Origin of the sequence: Mesotoga sp. (genome assembly GCF_035363035.1) — a bacterium.
Lineage (GTDB): Bacteria > Thermotogota > Thermotogae > Petrotogales > Kosmotogaceae > Mesotoga.
Genome location: NZ_DAOSEH010000023.1, coordinates 1 through 15020, shown reverse-complemented (window position 1 = coordinate 15020; position 15020 = coordinate 1). Strand labels below are relative to the sequence as shown.

The following is a 15020-nucleotide window of genomic DNA, read 5'->3' as shown; positions in this document are numbered from 1 at the left end:
GTCACCTACCCTCGGCATATATTATCTTTTTGAAATCCCCACCCTCTATCCGAACCAACCATCTGGCGCTCGCGAACTCCGTCTTCAGAGAGTAACCGTTCATCTCAAGATACAACTCGCAACTCTTCTCAACGCTGAAGTCCAGCAACTTTCTGGCAGACTCGAGGACGCCTCTCCTGACAGAAGCCTCTACCATCAGCCTGCAAGTCTCACGAAACGAACGAACACTCTTCAGAACGAACGAAACGGATATCGCGCAGGCACACAAAAGCAAAATCGAAATAACCAGTACCGTAATGCTTCCCCTGTTCACGAGTCCGACTTCAGATAGCCCACATACGGCAAATTTCGATACACTTCATCGAAGTCCAATCCATAGCCAACTACGAACAGATCTCCTATCCTGTCGCCGGTGAAGTCTATGGTAACACCGTGCTCATGAATCGTCTTTTCGAAGAGCGATACCAGCTTCACGCCGGCGGGTTTCTGCTTCCATATGTAGTTTATTATGTATCGAAGCGTTCCACCGGTATCGACGATGTCTTCCACCAGCAGGACGTATTTATCGGTAACCGACTCGTCCACCCAGGTCTTCACCCGTATCCGACCGGTCGTTGAACTTCCCGAATAACTGGAAACGTGAACGAAATTGTATCTCACTTTTAGATTGAGTCTCTTGAGCAAATCGCTGTAAAAGTGTACGGACCCTTTCAAAATGCAGACGGCCGTGATTTCGTCGGTGATGGGCGTGTAATATGCGTTTATCTCGTTCGCCAGCCGTTCTACAATTCTCTCGAGATCTTTTTCCGAATACAGTACTTCGATTTTCGAAGGATCAAAGTGCATCATGTTCACCTCCAGAGAGTCAGGATAATTATATCATTAACGAACGCGACGCATAGCCCCGTTCGCGGTTTCGAGTTTAAATACTGGAAATGGAAACGTCTTTCGGATACAATCTTTTAGGTGCAAAAAAACGTACATCACTGAGCACTCAAGGGAGAGAAAAGTGGATCATTTTCTGGGTAATTTCATCGATGCGACCGAATACGAGGTACCTTTGAAGATCGAGGAACTCTTCCATTGCGCCGGTCCGAGTTTCCTCGAAATCGGCTTTGGAGGGGGCGAGTTCCTCCTTCAAATGGCCCAGAACAGGCCGGGTTCGAATTTCGTCGGACTGGAGCTCTCGATGGTGAGTTGTCAGAAACTCTTAAAATCCGCCCTTAGAGAAGGTTTGAAAAACCTTCGCGTTCTCCTGATAGATGCACAGTTCGCGCTGGAGAGAATTCTTCCGCCGGCCTCCTTCGAGGGGGTTTATATGAACTTCCCCTGCCCCTGGCCCAAGAAGAGACACTCGCAAAGACGTCTGAACGACAGGGAGTTCATGGAGAAGGTATCGATAGTTTTGAAGCAGGGCGGCTTTCTTCAACTCTACACCGATTCGGAGGACTTCGCGCTGGAGATGGCATCGAGTCTGGAATCGACCGGACTGTACAGCGTATGGAGTATGGAAAAGAATCCCTCAGAGGGAGTGAACACCAGGTACGAGGCCAAGTGGCTCTCGGCGGGAAGAGAGATTTTCAGGCTTTACAGCACTCTCGAGGGCAGTCACGCTGGCTACGGTATTTTTAAGGAGGAAGAGATGCCTCACAAATGGTTGAGCGATGAAATCGACATGGAAAAGCTGGAAGAGGTTTACAACGTTCCGATAATCGAGGGCGAATCTCTGGTGAAGTTTTTGAGGACCTTCAAATCCATGGTAGAAGAGAGTTACCTGGTAGAAACTATAACAGTCGACAACGATTACAGCCAGAGATTCTACATCAACCTGGTACGCAAGGAAACGGGCTGGCTGGTCCAGCTAGACAGTCAGGCGAAACCCTTCAGAACTCCGGCCGTTAAACTGGCCGTGAAGAGATTGGCCTCTATCGTCCAAAGATAAAAAGCGGGGCGCGCAAGCGCCCCTTCCAGAGTGTGGCAAAAGTGCTTTTCAGTTTATGGAACTCTCTTGAACAGCAGCGTCGCGTTGTGTCCTCCGAAGCCCAGTGAGTTACTCATGGCGAACTGTATCTCTTTGGCGAAGGCTTTGTTTGGCGTATAATTCAGATCGCACTGCGGGTCGGGGGTCTCGTAATTTATCGTCGGAGGCACCAAAGAATTGCTCATCGCCATTATCGTAGCCACCGCCTCTATCGCCCCGGCCGCACCCAGCGCGTGTCCGTGCATGGATTTCGTAGAACTGATGTTCAGATCCTGCCTGCATCCGAAGAGCCTCTTGATCGCCTTCGTTTCGGTTATATCGTTCAGGGGCGTGGAAGTGCCGTGAGCGTTCAGATAATCGACTTCGTCCGGACCGATCCCCGCCGAGTTGAGAGCCATCGCCATCGCCCTGAAGGCTCCGTCACCGGATTCTTCAGGCGAGGTTATATGGTACGCGTCGTCCGTCGAACCGTAACCCGCAATCTCGGCGTATATCTTTGCGCCCCTTTTCAGGGCGTGTTCATACTCCTCGAGGATCAGTGTCGCCGAACCTTCAGCCATTACAAAACCGTCGCGGTTCAGGTCGAAGGGACGGCTGGCCCTTTCGGGACCACTTGTTGAGAGGGCTGTCATGTTCGCGAATCCGGCGAGCGCCAGGGGCGTTATTGTCGCCTCGCTGCCCCCGCTCATCGCTACATCTAGAAGACCGCCCGCTATTAGCCTGGCCGCCTCACCCAGGGCGTTCGTACTCGAGGCGCAGGCTGTCGATACCGTAAAATTCGTGCCTTTTAAACAGAACCTTATGGCCAGCACGCCCGGTGCCATATTGGCTATAGTCATGGGGATGAGGAAGGGACTGACCCTTCCAGGTCCCTTGGACAGGAGCTGTCCGTGCTGCTCCTCTATAACATCCATCCCTCCAAGACCGACCCCGTAGATCACGCCGGCGCGCTCCCTGTCGAAATTGCTTCCATCGAGATGACTGTCTTCGAAGGCCTCCTGCGCGCTGGCTATCGCCAGCTGCACGAACCTCGCGTTCCTTCGGACTTCCTTTCTGTCCATGTACCTCAACGGATCGAAGTTCTTGACCTGTCCGGCGATCTTGACCTGAAACTGTGAGGTGTCGAAGCCCTCTATCCAGTCGATCCCCGATCTACCGTCCTTCAGAGAGCTCCAGAATTCGGAAAGATTGTTACCTACTGAACTGACGACCCCCAGACCGGTGACTGCTACTCTCCTCATTTTTCACTTCTCTTCAAGCGTGTTTATGAACGACACTACATCGTCTATGGTCTTGAAATTTCCCGTTTCATTATCGCTTATCTGTATAGAGAACTCGTCCTCCAGCTCCATCACGAGATCGACAAGGTCCAACGAGTCGGCGCCCAGATCTTCGACGAACCTCGAATCTCCACCCACACTTTTAGCATCTACTCCCAGATGCTGTGCCACTATAGTTATTACCTTTTCTCTGATATTTGCAGTCTTCTCCACAGTAATTCACCTCTTTTATTATGCGCTGATCTCTATCTCACGCAGCTGAGCGAGATTTTCCACGTCCGTAGAACTCACCTGCGCGTCTCTGTCTATCTTCTTCACGAACGAGTTGAGCACTTTGCCGGGACCGACTTCCACGAACCTGTCAACTCCGATGGAAAGCATCTTCCTGATCGTCTGCTCCCACTTCACCGGACTGAAGGCCTGAACGATGAGAAGCTCCTTTATCCTTTCCGGATCGTCGGGAAAGAACTCGGCCGTCACGTTGGATATGACGGGTATCTTCGGAGTCCTGACCTGGATACTTCTCAAAAACTCTCTCAGCACTTCTCCAACGGGCTGCAAGAATTTGCTGTGGAACGGTGCGCTGACCGAAAGTTCTACAGTCCTTCTCGCTCCACGCTCCTGGGCGAGCAGGATAGCTTTTCTCACCAGAGCCGTCAGACCGGAGACGACCAGCTGTCCGGGGCAGTTGTAGTTGGCCACTATCACGTCGCGCTCCGGGGAGACCTCTTCACAGATTCTCTCCACGAGCTCTTCGGGTAAACCGACTATCGCTGCCATTGTCCCTTCTCCAGGAGCGATCGCCTCCTGCATCGCCAGTCCCCTCAACCTCACCAGTCTCAACGCATCGGAATAACTTAGCGATCCGGCCACCACCAGTGCGCTGAACTCTCCGAGCGAGAGTCCGGCCACCATATCGGGCTGCGAGCTGTAATCGCTCAAAAGATCGGAAATCGCTATACTGTGAGCCAGAATCGCCGGCTGAGCATTCTGAGTCAATGTAAGCACTTCTTCGGGACCGTTCTGCATGATACCTACCATATCGAATCCGAGGAGCCGTCCCGAGAGTTCGAGGTTATCCCTTATCGAAGCGCAGCTCTCGTAAAGTCCTTTGCACATTCCCACATATTGACTACCCTGACCGGGAAATAACCAAGCTACCATAAGCCCTTCCCTCCCAAAGAATCGATTGTTTTTTTGGCCTCTTCCATCAGTTTTCCAATTAACTCTTCTACGGTGTTGATCTCTTTTATAATTCCACAGACCTGCCCGGCCATCACAGAACCGTTGTTGACGTCCCCTTCTCTGGAGGCCTTTCTGAGCGCGCCAACGGCAATTTTCTCTATCTCTTCGAAACCCGCCCCTTCTCTCTCGAGCTCTTCGATCCTCCTGGTGAGGCCGTTTCTGAGCGATCTGACCGGATGACCTGTCGATGAACCGGTGACCACAGGGTCGAGTTCGGAAGCGTTTAGTATACGCTCTTTGTATTTAGTGTGGGCCGTACACTCGAAAGTGCAGATGAAACGCGTTCCGATCTGAACTCCGCTGGCTCCCAGTGCGAAAGCCGCCGCCATCGCCCTACCGTCTCCGATGCCTCCGGCGGCCACGACCGGGACGGTTACGGCATCGGCCACGGCCGGCACGAGGGTCATGGTGGTCACTTTTCCGATGTGTCCTCCGGCCTCCATCCCTTCGGCGATCACGCCGTCGGCGCCGAGCTTCTCCATCCGCCTCGCCATACCGGCCGACGCTACTACCGGCAGGACTTTTACTCCGTGGCATCTGAACCTCTCCATGAAGGGACCGGGGTTGCCGGCGCCTGTAGTGACCACGGGAACTTTCTCCTGGCAAGCAATATCAACTAGCTCTCCGGCTCGCGGTGAGAGAAGCATTATGTTGACTCCGAAGGATCTATCGGTCAATCTTCTGGTCTGTATTATCTCTTCTCTGAGTTCTTCGGGATCGAGATTTCCGGCCGCTATAACGCCCAGCCCGCCGGCGTTAGAGACTGCGCTCGCCAGTGAATGATCTGCGATCCAGGCCATCCCTCCCTGAATTACGGGAAGCTCTATACTTAGAAGTTTCATGAGTTTTTTTCCGGCTGGTATCAAATTCCTCTGCTCCTTTGGCATCTTTGTGCTTCTAATTTGTAGCAAAGGCGTACCATCGAAAAAGAGGGAGTAAACGTACGATTTCCGGTCGGTTTTTTCGACTGTCGTCTGGAAAGCGTACAGAAAGGAGACGGAACGATGGAAATGAGTAGAGAGTTCGTGATGAGCAGGATCCCACACAGAGAACCTTTTCTCATGGTGGATGGAGTTATCGAAATGGGAACCTCTCACATCAAAGCCTTTAAAGAAATAGATGAAAACCTCGAGGTTTTCAGGGGTCACTTCCCGAACTACCCCATCTATCCGGGCGTGCTTATAATCGAAGGCCTGGCCCAGACGGCAGGGGTACTTCTTCTGGAGCCCGGTTCCACACCGCTTTTTGCCGGCATCGAAAGGGCCCGTTTCAGGAGCCAGGTGAGACCGCCCTGCGTGCTGGAATACGAAGTGAAAATTATACAGACGAAGATGGGTGTCGTCAAAGTTGAGGCGATGGCGAGCGTAGAGGGACTGCCAGTGGCCGAGGCCGTCCTTTTGCTTGCCCGCGCGTAGTTTTGGAAGAAAAACCCCCTGTGCTATAATAATTCATATGATCCAGCACAGGGGTTAATGGGGGTAAGCCGCCACTCGAAAAGAGTGGCGGTGTTTCTTTGATCTTCAGTACTGGAATGAGGCTACGAATCTCACTCCGTCGCGATAGATGAAGAAGGCTATGTAATCCCCCTTCTTCAAGCTATCGACAACCTTCTTGAAATCATCGACACTCTGTATGGCCTGTTGATTTCCGTTCACACTTATCCTGGTGATCACATCGTCGATACTGAGCCCCAGTCTATAGACGATACCCTGCGTACTGACGCCGCTGACTATGACACCTTTGAGATCCTCGGGAAGGGAAAGGCTTTCCCTGTCGGATGGGGCTATATCGTTCACGGTAACGCCCAGTGCGGTGTCTTCGGCCGCTTTCTGTTCCTGTGGGGTTATCGCCTGCACCTGTTCCTGAAGGGTTCCCAGCATTACTTTTAGCTCTATGGTTTCACCGAACCTGTTAACCACGACCGACACTTCCGAACCGGCCGGATAATTGAGAATGGCGGCTCTCAGTTCCGATGAATTAGTGATCTCAAGATTCTGGAACTTTACTATGACGTCCTGCGGTTTTATTCCGGCTTTGTCGGCGGCCGAGCCCGCTACGACGTCCATTATGAGTGCTCCCCTGTCGATTTTTAGACCGAGGGACCGGGCCGTCGATTCGGTGACGGTATCGAGATAGACTCCCAGATAGGCCCTCTGGATGGAGCCGGTCGCGATGATCGAATCTACGTATCTCAGGGCAACGTTCACAGGAATCGCAAAGCCGAGAGTCGTACCGACATCCGGATCGACTATCGCCGTGTTTATGCCGATAACCTGGCCATATATGTTCAACAGGGGTCCACCGCTGTTGCCGGGATTGATCGCCGCATCAGTCTGGATTAGATCGGAGTATACGCTCTGTCCGTCTGGTTTGGGTATCTGTCTGCCGACGGCGCTTATCACGCCGACCGTAACGGTGTGCTTCAATCCGAGTGGATTACCTATGGCTATCGCCCATTCGCCTACTCGCAGCGCATCGGAATCTCCCAGCTCAACTATGGGAAGGTCCCTTCCATCTGGGTCTATCTTTATGACGGCTATATCGAGATCGGTATCGCCACCGATATATTTGGCCGGATAAACACTCCCATCGAGAAGGGAGACCGTTATCTTCTCGGCTCCGGCAACCACGTGTTCGTTGGTGAAAATGTATCCCTCTTTGTTGAAGATGAATCCCGAACCCAGTGCCGTGACTTTCCGCGATTGTTCGGGAATCTCACCAAAGAAACGTCTGAAGAATTCGTCGAATCCGTAAAAATCGCTTGGCGCATACATTGCCGTGGCTTCCACATCAACTTTGACTACCGCTGGTCCGGCCGTTTCCACTACTTTCACTATGGGGCTTTCGTAGCCTTCGTTGACCAGGGCCAGAGAAGCCACTGACACTAGAACCAGTAATACAACTACAAATGTTTTCCTCATACTCTGACCTCCTCATTATTTCCGGCTACCCCGGGTGCTAATATGACTTTCCCCTCTTTTGGTTGGTTCAAAAAAACTTTGAAGGTGTTATACTCATATAGTCATTTTCTGCCCGGGATTCTCGAGGTGAATCGTCTTGCAGCTGATCTATGTTCTTTCGATCTTTGTGATTGCGTACATCCTGATAATCTCCGGAAAACTCAACCGTTCAACGGTGGCATTTGCAGCCGGAACATTGATCCTGATCTCCAAAATCATCCCCGATTTCGATATGAAGGAGATCGGCAGGCTTGTCGATTTCAACACGATCGGAATACTGATAGGGATGATGATAGTGGTCGGAACCCTCAGGACGACTGGCTTTTTCGAGTTCGTCGCCGTTTATGTGGTCCGCCTTACAAAAGGCAGGATAAGGTTTTTGCTGGCGCTTTTCACGGTAACGATCGCGCTCTTCTCGGCCTTTTTGGACAATGTGACAACGATACTTCTCTTCGCACCGATAATCTTTCTGATCGCCGACGCTTTGAGCGTATCGCCGAAGGCCTTCATGCTCGCCGGAGTGTTGAGTGCCAACATCGGTGGTACGGCCACACTGATCGGAGACCCTCCGAACATACTGATCGGCTCGGCCAGCGGCTTCGGCTTCATGGATTTCATAAGAATCGATGGCCCTATATCGATCCTGGCGCTCATCGTGACGGTGATCTACCTCGACAGGGTAACCTTCAAGCCTTACTGGAACATGGGAGACAGGCTTCAGAGACTGGCCAGCATGGATCCTTCGAAAGCTATAGTGTCCAGATCCGGCCTAATAAAGTCCCTGGTGGTCTTCCTGGCGATCATAATTGGTTTCCTGATCCACGGACTTCTTAAAGTCGATCCTTCCATAATCGCGCTCGCCGGCGCTGCGGCTGCTATGTTGCTCAGCGGGAAGAATTTTTCTCAGCTTTCAGAAGATATCGAATGGGATACGATCTTCTTCTTCATAGGTCTTTTCGTTCTCGCTTTCGCGATTCAGGAGGTCGGGATCACGGCCTTCATATCCGACGCGCTGGGGGTGATGGCCGGGAACAGAGTGGTTCTCTTTCTGGCACTGTTCTGGTTGTCGTCCCTGTTGAGCGGTTTCATAGGCGCCGTCCCGGCCGTGACTTTCCTGATACCGATCATCAATGGAATGATATCCAGATACGGCATAACCGCCGATATATGGTGGGTCGTGTCTATCGCTTCGTGCTTTGGAGGAAGTTTCTCGCTGGCCGGAGCGGCGGCTAACATGGTCGGCGTCGGACTGATCGAAAAGAACTCGCGGGAAAAACTCACTTACAGCGATTTTTTGAAATTCTCCCTGCCTGTGACCCTCATCACTCTGGTAATGGGCACGGTGTACATCCTGGTGATGTTCGCTATTTAGGACTCTCTTTACCGGACAGAGCATCCTTCTGCTTCATCCTGCCGGTGAAGGAAGTCTCCACGAATATCTGTCGACCTTCCGGCCCGTCCAGCTCCGTGAAGTACATCGCCGTCGAGATAGTCGAGGGCGTAGGGGTGAATATCTGCACCTGTTCCGGTCTGTAATTCATCTCTCCGGCCACGAACCGTCTCAGCCGGACCATATCCTCCAGCCTGCATCCTGGATGGGCAGCGATGAAATAACCTATCACGTACCGCTTTTTACCTTTGGACAATTCATAGAACTCCTTCAAGAACTTCTCGAGAGTCTCTCTTGAGGGCTTTCCCATAAGCTCGAGAACTCGGTCGCTGCTGTGCTCTGGCGCAATCTTCAGCTGACCGGAGATGTGTTTCTCGATCAGCCTTCTGAGAAACTCCCTTCCGTAAACCTTATCGGCGAGGATCAGATCATACCTAATTCCCGAGGAAACGAAAACGTGTTTCACGCCGGGAACCGAAGCGACTCTTTCCAGCAGGCCGATGTATCTCGAGTGGTCGGGTCTCAAAGAGGCGCAGACCTCCGGAAAGAGGCATCGCTTATCCTTGCAGGCGCCTTTTTTCAGCTTCACCGGGCACTCGTAACCGTACATGTTGGCCGTCGGTCCGCCCAGATCGGTGATGGTGCCACGGAAGTCCGGACTTCTCGACAGCAGAGAGACTTCCTCTATGATCGATTCTTCGCTCCTGGAGACCACGATTCTCCCCTGGTGAAGTGTTATGGCACAGAAATTGCACTGGCCATAGCAGCCTCTGTGAGTGGTTATAGAATATCTGACCGTTTCTAGCGCCTTTACCGGACCTTTTTCCAGACAGGCCGGGTGGACCTGTCTGGTGTATGGCAGACGGTAAAAACTGTCCAGATCGTTCGAATCTATTCTCGGAGGAGGGTTCTGTATGACGAATCTGCTGTCCTGAAGCTGGTAGAGAAGCTGTCCGCGCACCGGGTCGGTTTCGTCGTAAAGGAGCCTTACCGATTTGAAATACCTCCGGTGATCGGCCGATACTTCCTCATGAGAGGGGAGCTCCACCCCCTGCGGTCTGGCAGAACTCCAGACGACCGTTCCGGGTACATCCGCGGGGAGCTCCCCCGAAGCGAGCCTCCTCGAAACCTCCAGGATCGGTTTCTCTCCCATCCCATAGACGAGCAGATCGGCCTTGGAGTCGAGGAGTACGGATTTTCTGACTTTGTTGCTCCACCAGTCGTAGTGGGAGAATCTTCGCAGGCTGGCCTCTACACCGCCCAGAACTATCCTGACATCTTTGAAGGCCCGCCTTATGAGATTCGAATACACGATCACGGCCCTGTCAGGTCTGGCACCACCCACGCCGCCGGGGGTGTAATCGTCGCTCTTCCTCTTTTTACCCGACGAAGTGTAGTTGGCTACCATGGAGTCCACGTTGCCGGATGTAACGCCGAAGAAGAGACGGGGCCTTCCGAGCGCCGAAATATCCTCGGTGTTTTTCCAGTCAGGCTGAGAGATCACCCCGACCCTCCAGCCGGCCGCTTCGAGAACTCTGGCGATCAACGCCGTCCCGAAGGAGGGGTGATCGATGAAGGCATCTCCCGTGACCAGTATTATATCGAGACCGTCCCAGCCGTGCCGCATCATTTCTTTCCTGTTCATGGGTATGTTCATAATACGCACCAAAAAAAGAAGGGAAAGTGAAACTGTAAGCCGGATCCTGTTCGCGTGATCATCTATCTCGGGGTTATGTTACCATAACCCTCCAGCATCCTACCCGAAAGGGATTCGGTGGGCGCCCTCAAACCCTTTCTGCTTGGACTTGCTCCGGATGGGGGTTGCCAAGCCTGCCGGTTACCCGACAGCTGGTGAGCTCTTACCTCACCTTTCCACCCTTGCCCGTAGGCGGTTTGCTTCTCTATAGCCCTTACCGGGGATCTCTCCCCCTGGGTGTTACCCAGCATCCTCGCCCATGGAGTCCGGACTTTCCTCGGCCTCGCCGCGATCACCCGTTTCACTTTCCTCTCTGAACTTTGAGAGCTTTCGAGCCCTGGTATCTTCCTTCAATTATCATCTTTTTCTCTATCATATTCAACAGTTGCAGCTTCGAAAAACCCCAGTTTCCGAAAAGCGTCCCCTCGATCGGCGGATCGGCAACCAGTCTGTGAACGACCACATCCTCGTCCAGATACTCCAGAAAGGTTACAACCCTCTCGAGAAAAACTTCCAGACTCGTGAGTACGGTCTCGCCGGCCAGACACTGCCTGGCCAGCTCAGTGCCTTCGACGACGTAAAGCGAATGGATTTTGACCCCCTTCACGCCGAGTACGGAAAGCAGCCTGGCCGCTTCCGCAACATCCTCGATCGTGTCCCACGGAAGGTTGACTATGACGTGCGCGACCGTCTCGATATTGTGCTTCGCCGCCCTCAGGGCCGCATCCACGAACTGTGAAATAGAATGACCTCTGTTTATCTTCCTAAGCGTGTTGGGGTTCACACTCTGAAGACCCAATTCGAGTATCACGTCTACATCTCCGGAAAACTCGTCTAGAAGGGCGAGCACTTCCTCGCCGACCAGATCTGGTCTGGTGGAAATGTCGAGAATGACCACATCCTCTACCAAAACCTGTCTGTAGAGCTCCCTGAGTCTTTCTACCGGGGCAAAAGTGTTCGAATTGGCCTGAAAGTAGGCCATGAACTTCCCCAGACCCTTTTTTCTGAGCCCGTCCATTCCTCTCCGGAGCTGATCGAGAAGCGACAACCTCGAATCAACGGCGAATCCACTCCCGGTAGGATCGCAATAGATGCATCCGACAGCTCCGCCCACTCTGTTGGGACAGGTAAATCCCGCGTCCAGAGGGATTCTGTGAACAGCCTGGCCGTATCTCTCTTTGAGGTAGCTTTTCAGATCTTTGTAAGGCTTACGAGTCAACTGATTTCACCAGCAACTTCTCGAATTCCTTGAAGGTTTTCACTGCCGAATTCACTTCGCTCTTGGTCTTTCCCAGGAATACATATAGCCACTTCCCCGAGAACCAGGCCTTCATGTATCCCTGCCGGATCTCGTCCTGAAACTCTCCGTATATCAGTGGCAAGGCGCTAACAACGGATCTGAAATCGTTGGAGACTTCCCGGATCAGGCCGTACCAGAAGCTCGTCGTCCGTGAAGCCTTGCTGAATTTAGCGACGTAAATAACGAACTCTTCCGTTCCCTTGGCGAAACGCTTTTCCAGGAGCAAAGTCTCGCCATCCAGGGAGAGTTCCATGATCGATCCGCCGATCGCGGTGCTCGATGTAAGGTCCATATAGTCGCCCATCTTGAAGCCCGCATATCTACCGGGAACCAGCTCTTCTTTCCCTGCCGAACACGACGTGAAAAGGAGTATAACAATCAAAACCATCGCCAGTATCAAAGAAATTTTCGCTCTCATCATTTTACCTCCAGGCCCGCCGCACGGGCAAAATCACCGGCTTTCATGTAAATCCCGGGCCACTCGCTCCGGTCGAGCCTGTCCAGAAACTCGCTGTAAGGCCTCCCGCTTCTGGGATCGACGATTAGGCCGTCTATTTCCAGAAGCGGAACCAGAACGAAGGCTCTATTTATTATATCGCCGTGGGGAATAGTGAGAGTATCACTTTCAATTATCTGCTCACCGAAAAGCAGAATATCTATGTCTATGGTCCTCGGCCCCCATCTTACGCTCCTGACCCTCCCGAGGGAGTTCTCGACATGGGATATCGTCCTCAGCAGAGACTGCGGAGAGCCGCAGAAGGAGAACTTGCCGACACAGTTGAGAAAATCCGGTTGCTCGACTCCACCGTAAGGAGAGGTAAGGAAAACTGTCGACATCTTTTCGCAAACTACTCCACGCTCTTTCAAACCGGCGAAAGCCATCTTCAGATTTTCAAGACGGTCTCCGAGATTGCTTCCAAAGCCCAGGTAAATTTCATTTTCCATCGAGAGACCTCCTCACTTTCCACTCCATCTCCTTCAGAGCCTGAACCTGCGACGCGTTCATACCGCCCTTCCACCAGTGGGGGAGCATGGAGTTGTCCAGTAGCAGCGGGTCGATCTCTTCATCGAAAAGGTCATCCTCGATGAGAGTCCTCCACTGCACCGTTCCGGGTATCGGAGTGAATTCGTTGAGACTGGGATAGACCCCGAGTTCACCACACTTTTCCAGCGAACGCTCTACATCCTCCACCTTCTGGCCGGGCAGGTTGAGCATTATGTATGCGCTCATCTCGCGGGCCGTAAAACCAGCGTCCGCCAGATTTTTAACGGCTCTGAAGAAATCCTCGTTCGTCACCTTTCCACCGGTCGAAAGTTGCATCGAAGGGTCCGAGGTTTCGAGACCGAGCTTGATCGTCTTGAAGTTGTTGTCATATAGGAGCCCGGCCATCTCCACGTCAAGTAGCCTCGCGTGGACGCCGTTGGGCAGGTGAAACCTCCTGACTATCTTTCTTCTCGAAAGCTCCTTCAGGAGAGTCTTAAAATCACCGAAGAGGATCGCGTCGTCGAAAAAAACCATATCCTCCGTTTCATCGCGGCCAGTCAACCTCTCTATAGAATCGGCTATTGTCAGAGGATCTCTCTTCAGAAACCCCTTCCAGAGTTTACCGCTTGCACAGTACGTACACCTTAACGGGCAGCCTAGGCTCGTCATAAGAACCGCGTAAGGCAGGCGCGTGTAATGGGAATAATCAGGGTCGAGCGCCGTAAACCAATCTTCGCGCGGCAATACGTCTATGCCGAGGTATTCGAGCGCCCTTTTAACCGGAGCGACACCGGTCCCCGGACAGAGGAAATCGGCACCGCACTTGACGGCCGCGTGATCGGGCAGAAGCGTTGCGTAAACCCCTCCCAGAACTATTCTGGCGGCCGGCAACTCCTCGTGGATCACACGTATCGTATCGACCACCCCGGTGTACCAGTAAGTCATCATCGAAGTCACGAAAACCCCGGCCACATCGCCCGCCGAACGGAGCTTCATCCTGAGCAGCTCTTCGGGAATTCCGAAACGCTTGAACTTCCTGGGTATATCCTTCATGGACTCCGGCTTGGGGATCACCACTTCATGAAACTTACCCGTCCCGAAGTACTTCTCCCGGCTCTCTCCGCCGGAGAAGAGAAAGTCCGCATCGTATCTATCAAGGCAATCCACGAGAACGGGCTCGATTCCCGAATCTTTCAGGATCGAAGAGATGTACAGCAGGCCCACCGGTTTCAACCAGTAGTCGTAAGCAGACACATCTTCAATCCAGGGATTAACCAGCAGTATTCTTTTTGCTTTCCTTGACTCTGTCATAGTATGCCTTGATCCCCTTCAGCGTCAGGTCTGGATCGTTGATCGTGATGAAGCCCTTCTCGACCATGAACATCTCGACATTGCCGCCAGTTCCTATCACGTCTACCCTGCCGTCGAAGACTTTCAGCATGTTTTCAACGATGCCAGCCAGTGCAAAGTAAGTGCCGTTGACTATCCCGATCCTTATATTGTCTTCCGTGTTGGTTCCGAGATAATGATCTTCGAAAAAGAGTTCTACCTCTGGAAGTTTCGCGGTTTTGGAGAAGAGGGCGGACATAGCCGTCGAAGGGCCCGGGAGTATAGAACCTCCGACAAAGGCGTTTTCCTTTAATACATCTATCGTTATAGCAGTTCCAACATCTATGACAACCGCGTTCGCCCCGTAATGAATGGAAGCGCTGATCACATTGGCCAGTCTGTCGGCGCCTATCTCACCCGGATTGTCGGCCTTCAGTTCCAGAGATACGAACCGGTCCGGCTTGAGAAAGACCGCCGGCTCTTTGAGATACTTCGCGGCGAAATACTGGATCGACCTGTTGAGCCTCGGCACAACACTGGCCACGCAGAAGCCGTCGATCTCGCCGATAGATGAACCCTTGCTTTTTAGAAGACCTTCGAGAATCGCGAAGAGCTCATCCTCTGTTTCGAGTCTCCCCGAAGGGAGTCTCCATATCGAAATTATCGAGTCGCCTTTTTGCAATCCAAATACAGTCGTAGTATTGCCGATATCGGCCAGAAGTTCCATTGAATCGCCTCCCTGACAATTCTACCATGCAGCATTATTCCGTTCTATCTCCGAATTTTATTCGCCGGAGTACGGTTTCACATTCTTTTAATATTTCTCTCCACTTGATCGACTGAAAATGTGATGA

16 protein-coding genes and 1 other RNA gene are annotated in these 15020 nt (G+C 52.4%); 3 read left to right on the top strand and 14 right to left on the bottom strand.

Annotated elements, in window-relative coordinates; all coding sequences use genetic code 11:
* Position 1: 1 nt before the first annotated feature.
* Both PKX57_RS05435 and hpt read right to left on the bottom strand, forming a co-directional pair.
* On the bottom strand, positions 2-196 hold the full coding sequence (locus PKX57_RS05435) for a hypothetical protein (protein ID WP_214050038.1): 195 nt from the start codon (positions 194-196) through the stop codon (positions 2-4).
* Between the two features lie 113 nt (positions 197-309).
* Positions 310-846, bottom strand: coding sequence for a hypoxanthine phosphoribosyltransferase (hpt, locus tag PKX57_RS05430; RefSeq protein ID WP_213920878.1), 537 nt, complete (start codon positions 844-846; stop codon positions 310-312).
* A gap of 163 nt (positions 847-1009) precedes the next feature.
* On the opposite strand from hpt, the gene trmB reads away from it, so the two are divergent.
* Positions 1010-1942: a tRNA (guanosine(46)-N7)-methyltransferase TrmB gene (gene trmB, locus PKX57_RS05425; protein ID WP_472416330.1), complete on the top strand. Its 933-nt coding sequence runs from the start codon at positions 1010-1012 to the stop codon at positions 1940-1942.
* A 53-nt stretch (positions 1943-1995) separates the two neighbouring features.
* Here the strand turns inward: trmB and fabF are convergent, their stop codons facing one another.
* The 4 genes from fabF to PKX57_RS05405 are packed head-to-tail and all read right to left on the bottom strand — an operon-like array spanning position 1996 to position 5348.
* Positions 1996-3222, bottom strand: coding sequence for a beta-ketoacyl-ACP synthase II (gene fabF / locus PKX57_RS05420; RefSeq protein WP_213923192.1), 1227 nt, complete (start codon positions 3220-3222; stop codon positions 1996-1998).
* Positions 3223-3225: 3 nt separating this feature from the next.
* Positions 3226-3474 carry an acyl carrier protein gene (gene acpP / locus PKX57_RS05415; RefSeq protein WP_213923191.1) on the bottom strand — a complete coding sequence of 83 codons (249 nt, stop codon included), beginning with the start codon at positions 3472-3474 and terminating at the stop codon, positions 3226-3228.
* A gap of 18 nt (positions 3475-3492) precedes the next feature.
* The gene (fabD, locus tag PKX57_RS05410; RefSeq protein WP_213923190.1) at positions 3493-4425 is read right to left on the bottom strand and encodes an ACP S-malonyltransferase; all 933 of its coding nucleotides are present in this window, start codon (positions 4423-4425) and stop codon (positions 3493-3495) included.
* The gene (locus tag PKX57_RS05405; RefSeq protein ID WP_472416328.1) at positions 4419-5348 is read right to left on the bottom strand and encodes a nitronate monooxygenase; all 930 of its coding nucleotides are present in this window, start codon (positions 5346-5348) and stop codon (positions 4419-4421) included. The genes fabD and PKX57_RS05405 overlap by 7 nt, the downstream gene beginning before the upstream one ends.
* 168 nt (positions 5349-5516) lie before the next feature.
* Here PKX57_RS05405 and fabZ point away from each other — a divergent pair, with 168 nt between their 5' ends.
* Positions 5517-5921 carry a 3-hydroxyacyl-ACP dehydratase FabZ gene (gene fabZ, locus PKX57_RS05400; protein WP_470745732.1) on the top strand — a complete coding sequence of 135 codons (405 nt, stop codon included), beginning with the start codon at positions 5517-5519 and terminating at the stop codon, positions 5919-5921.
* 105 nt (positions 5922-6026) lie between these two features.
* On the opposite strand, the gene PKX57_RS05395 is transcribed toward fabZ, so the two are convergent.
* Positions 6027-7427 (bottom strand): Do family serine endopeptidase, encoded by a 1401-nt coding sequence (locus tag PKX57_RS05395; protein WP_472416326.1) that lies wholly within the window; start codon positions 7425-7427, stop codon positions 6027-6029.
* Between the two features lie 136 nt (positions 7428-7563).
* On the opposite strand from PKX57_RS05395, the gene PKX57_RS05390 reads away from it, so the two are divergent.
* A complete protein-coding gene (locus PKX57_RS05390) occupies positions 7564-8838 on the top strand; it encodes an ArsB/NhaD family transporter (RefSeq protein WP_472416324.1) in 1275 nt (424 codons plus the stop codon).
* Here PKX57_RS05390 and PKX57_RS05385 read toward each other — a convergent pair.
* The 7 genes from PKX57_RS05385 to PKX57_RS05355 all read right to left on the bottom strand — a co-directional run bounded on the left by PKX57_RS05385 (position 8831) and on the right by PKX57_RS05355 (position 14893).
* Entirely contained in the window at positions 8831-10513 is a 1683-nt protein-coding gene (locus tag PKX57_RS05385) for a YgiQ family radical SAM protein (RefSeq protein WP_470745733.1), read from the bottom strand. The genes PKX57_RS05390 and PKX57_RS05385 overlap by 8 nt on opposite strands.
* 19 nt (positions 10514-10532) lie before the next feature.
* Positions 10533-10860, bottom strand: an RNA gene (rnpB, locus tag PKX57_RS05380) — RNase P RNA component class A.
* A complete protein-coding gene (mnmL, locus tag PKX57_RS05375; protein ID WP_470745676.1) occupies positions 10854-11771 on the bottom strand; it encodes a TIGR01212 family radical SAM protein in 918 nt (305 codons plus the stop codon). Before mnmL ends, rnpB begins: the two co-directional genes overlap by 7 nt.
* Entirely contained in the window at positions 11761-12270 is a 510-nt protein-coding gene (locus PKX57_RS05370) for a hypothetical protein (RefSeq protein ID WP_214048935.1), read from the bottom strand. Before PKX57_RS05370 ends, mnmL begins: the two co-directional genes overlap by 11 nt.
* Positions 12270-12797, bottom strand: coding sequence for a 2-amino-4-hydroxy-6-hydroxymethyldihydropteridine diphosphokinase (folK, locus tag PKX57_RS05365; protein WP_213923183.1), 528 nt, complete (start codon positions 12795-12797; stop codon positions 12270-12272). Before folK ends, PKX57_RS05370 begins: the two co-directional genes overlap by 1 nt.
* Complete coding sequence (locus tag PKX57_RS05360) at positions 12787-14148, bottom strand: B12-binding domain-containing radical SAM protein (protein WP_472414645.1); 1362 nt, start codon at positions 14146-14148, stop codon at positions 12787-12789. Before PKX57_RS05360 ends, folK begins: the two co-directional genes overlap by 11 nt.
* The gene (locus PKX57_RS05355) at positions 14108-14893 is read right to left on the bottom strand and encodes a type III pantothenate kinase (RefSeq protein ID WP_213923181.1); all 786 of its coding nucleotides are present in this window, start codon (positions 14891-14893) and stop codon (positions 14108-14110) included. The genes PKX57_RS05360 and PKX57_RS05355 overlap by 41 nt, the downstream gene beginning before the upstream one ends.
* Positions 14894-15020 lie beyond the last annotated feature (127 nt).

Bases quoted from the DNA above. Each gene is read 5' to 3' on its own strand.
- PKX57_RS05435 (WP_214050038.1), bottom strand. From the start codon at position 196: ATGGTAGAGGCTTCTGTCAGGAGAGGCGTCCTCGAGTCTGCCAGAAAG.
- hpt (WP_213920878.1), bottom strand. From the start codon at position 846: ATGCACTTTGATCCTTCGAAAATCGAAGTACTGTATTCGGAAAAAGAT.
- fabF (WP_213923192.1), bottom strand. From the start codon at position 3,222: ATGAGGAGAGTAGCAGTCACCGGTCTGGGGGTCGTCAGTTCAGTAGGT.
- fabD (WP_213923190.1), bottom strand. From the start codon at position 4,425: ATGGTAGCTTGGTTATTTCCCGGTCAGGGTAGTCAATATGTGGGAATG.
- PKX57_RS05405 (WP_472416328.1), bottom strand. From the start codon at position 5,348: ATGAAACTTCTAAGTATAGAGCTTCCCGTAATTCAGGGAGGGATGGCC.
- fabZ (WP_470745732.1), top strand. From the start codon at position 5,517: ATGAGTAGAGAGTTCGTGATGAGCAGGATCCCACACAGAGAACCTTTT.
- PKX57_RS05395 (WP_472416326.1), bottom strand. From the start codon at position 7,427: ATGAGGAAAACATTTGTAGTTGTATTACTGGTTCTAGTGTCAGTGGCT.
- PKX57_RS05385 (WP_470745733.1), bottom strand. From the start codon at position 10,513: ATGAACATACCCATGAACAGGAAAGAAATGATGCGGCACGGCTGGGAC.
- PKX57_RS05370 (WP_214048935.1), bottom strand. From the start codon at position 12,270: ATGAGAGCGAAAATTTCTTTGATACTGGCGATGGTTTTGATTGTTATA.
- folK (WP_213923183.1), bottom strand. From the start codon at position 12,797: ATGGAAAATGAAATTTACCTGGGCTTTGGAAGCAATCTCGGAGACCGT.
- PKX57_RS05360 (WP_472414645.1), bottom strand. From the start codon at position 14,148: ATGACAGAGTCAAGGAAAGCAAAAAGAATACTGCTGGTTAATCCCTGG.
- PKX57_RS05355 (WP_213923181.1), bottom strand. From the start codon at position 14,893: ATGGAACTTCTGGCCGATATCGGCAATACTACGACTGTATTTGGATTG.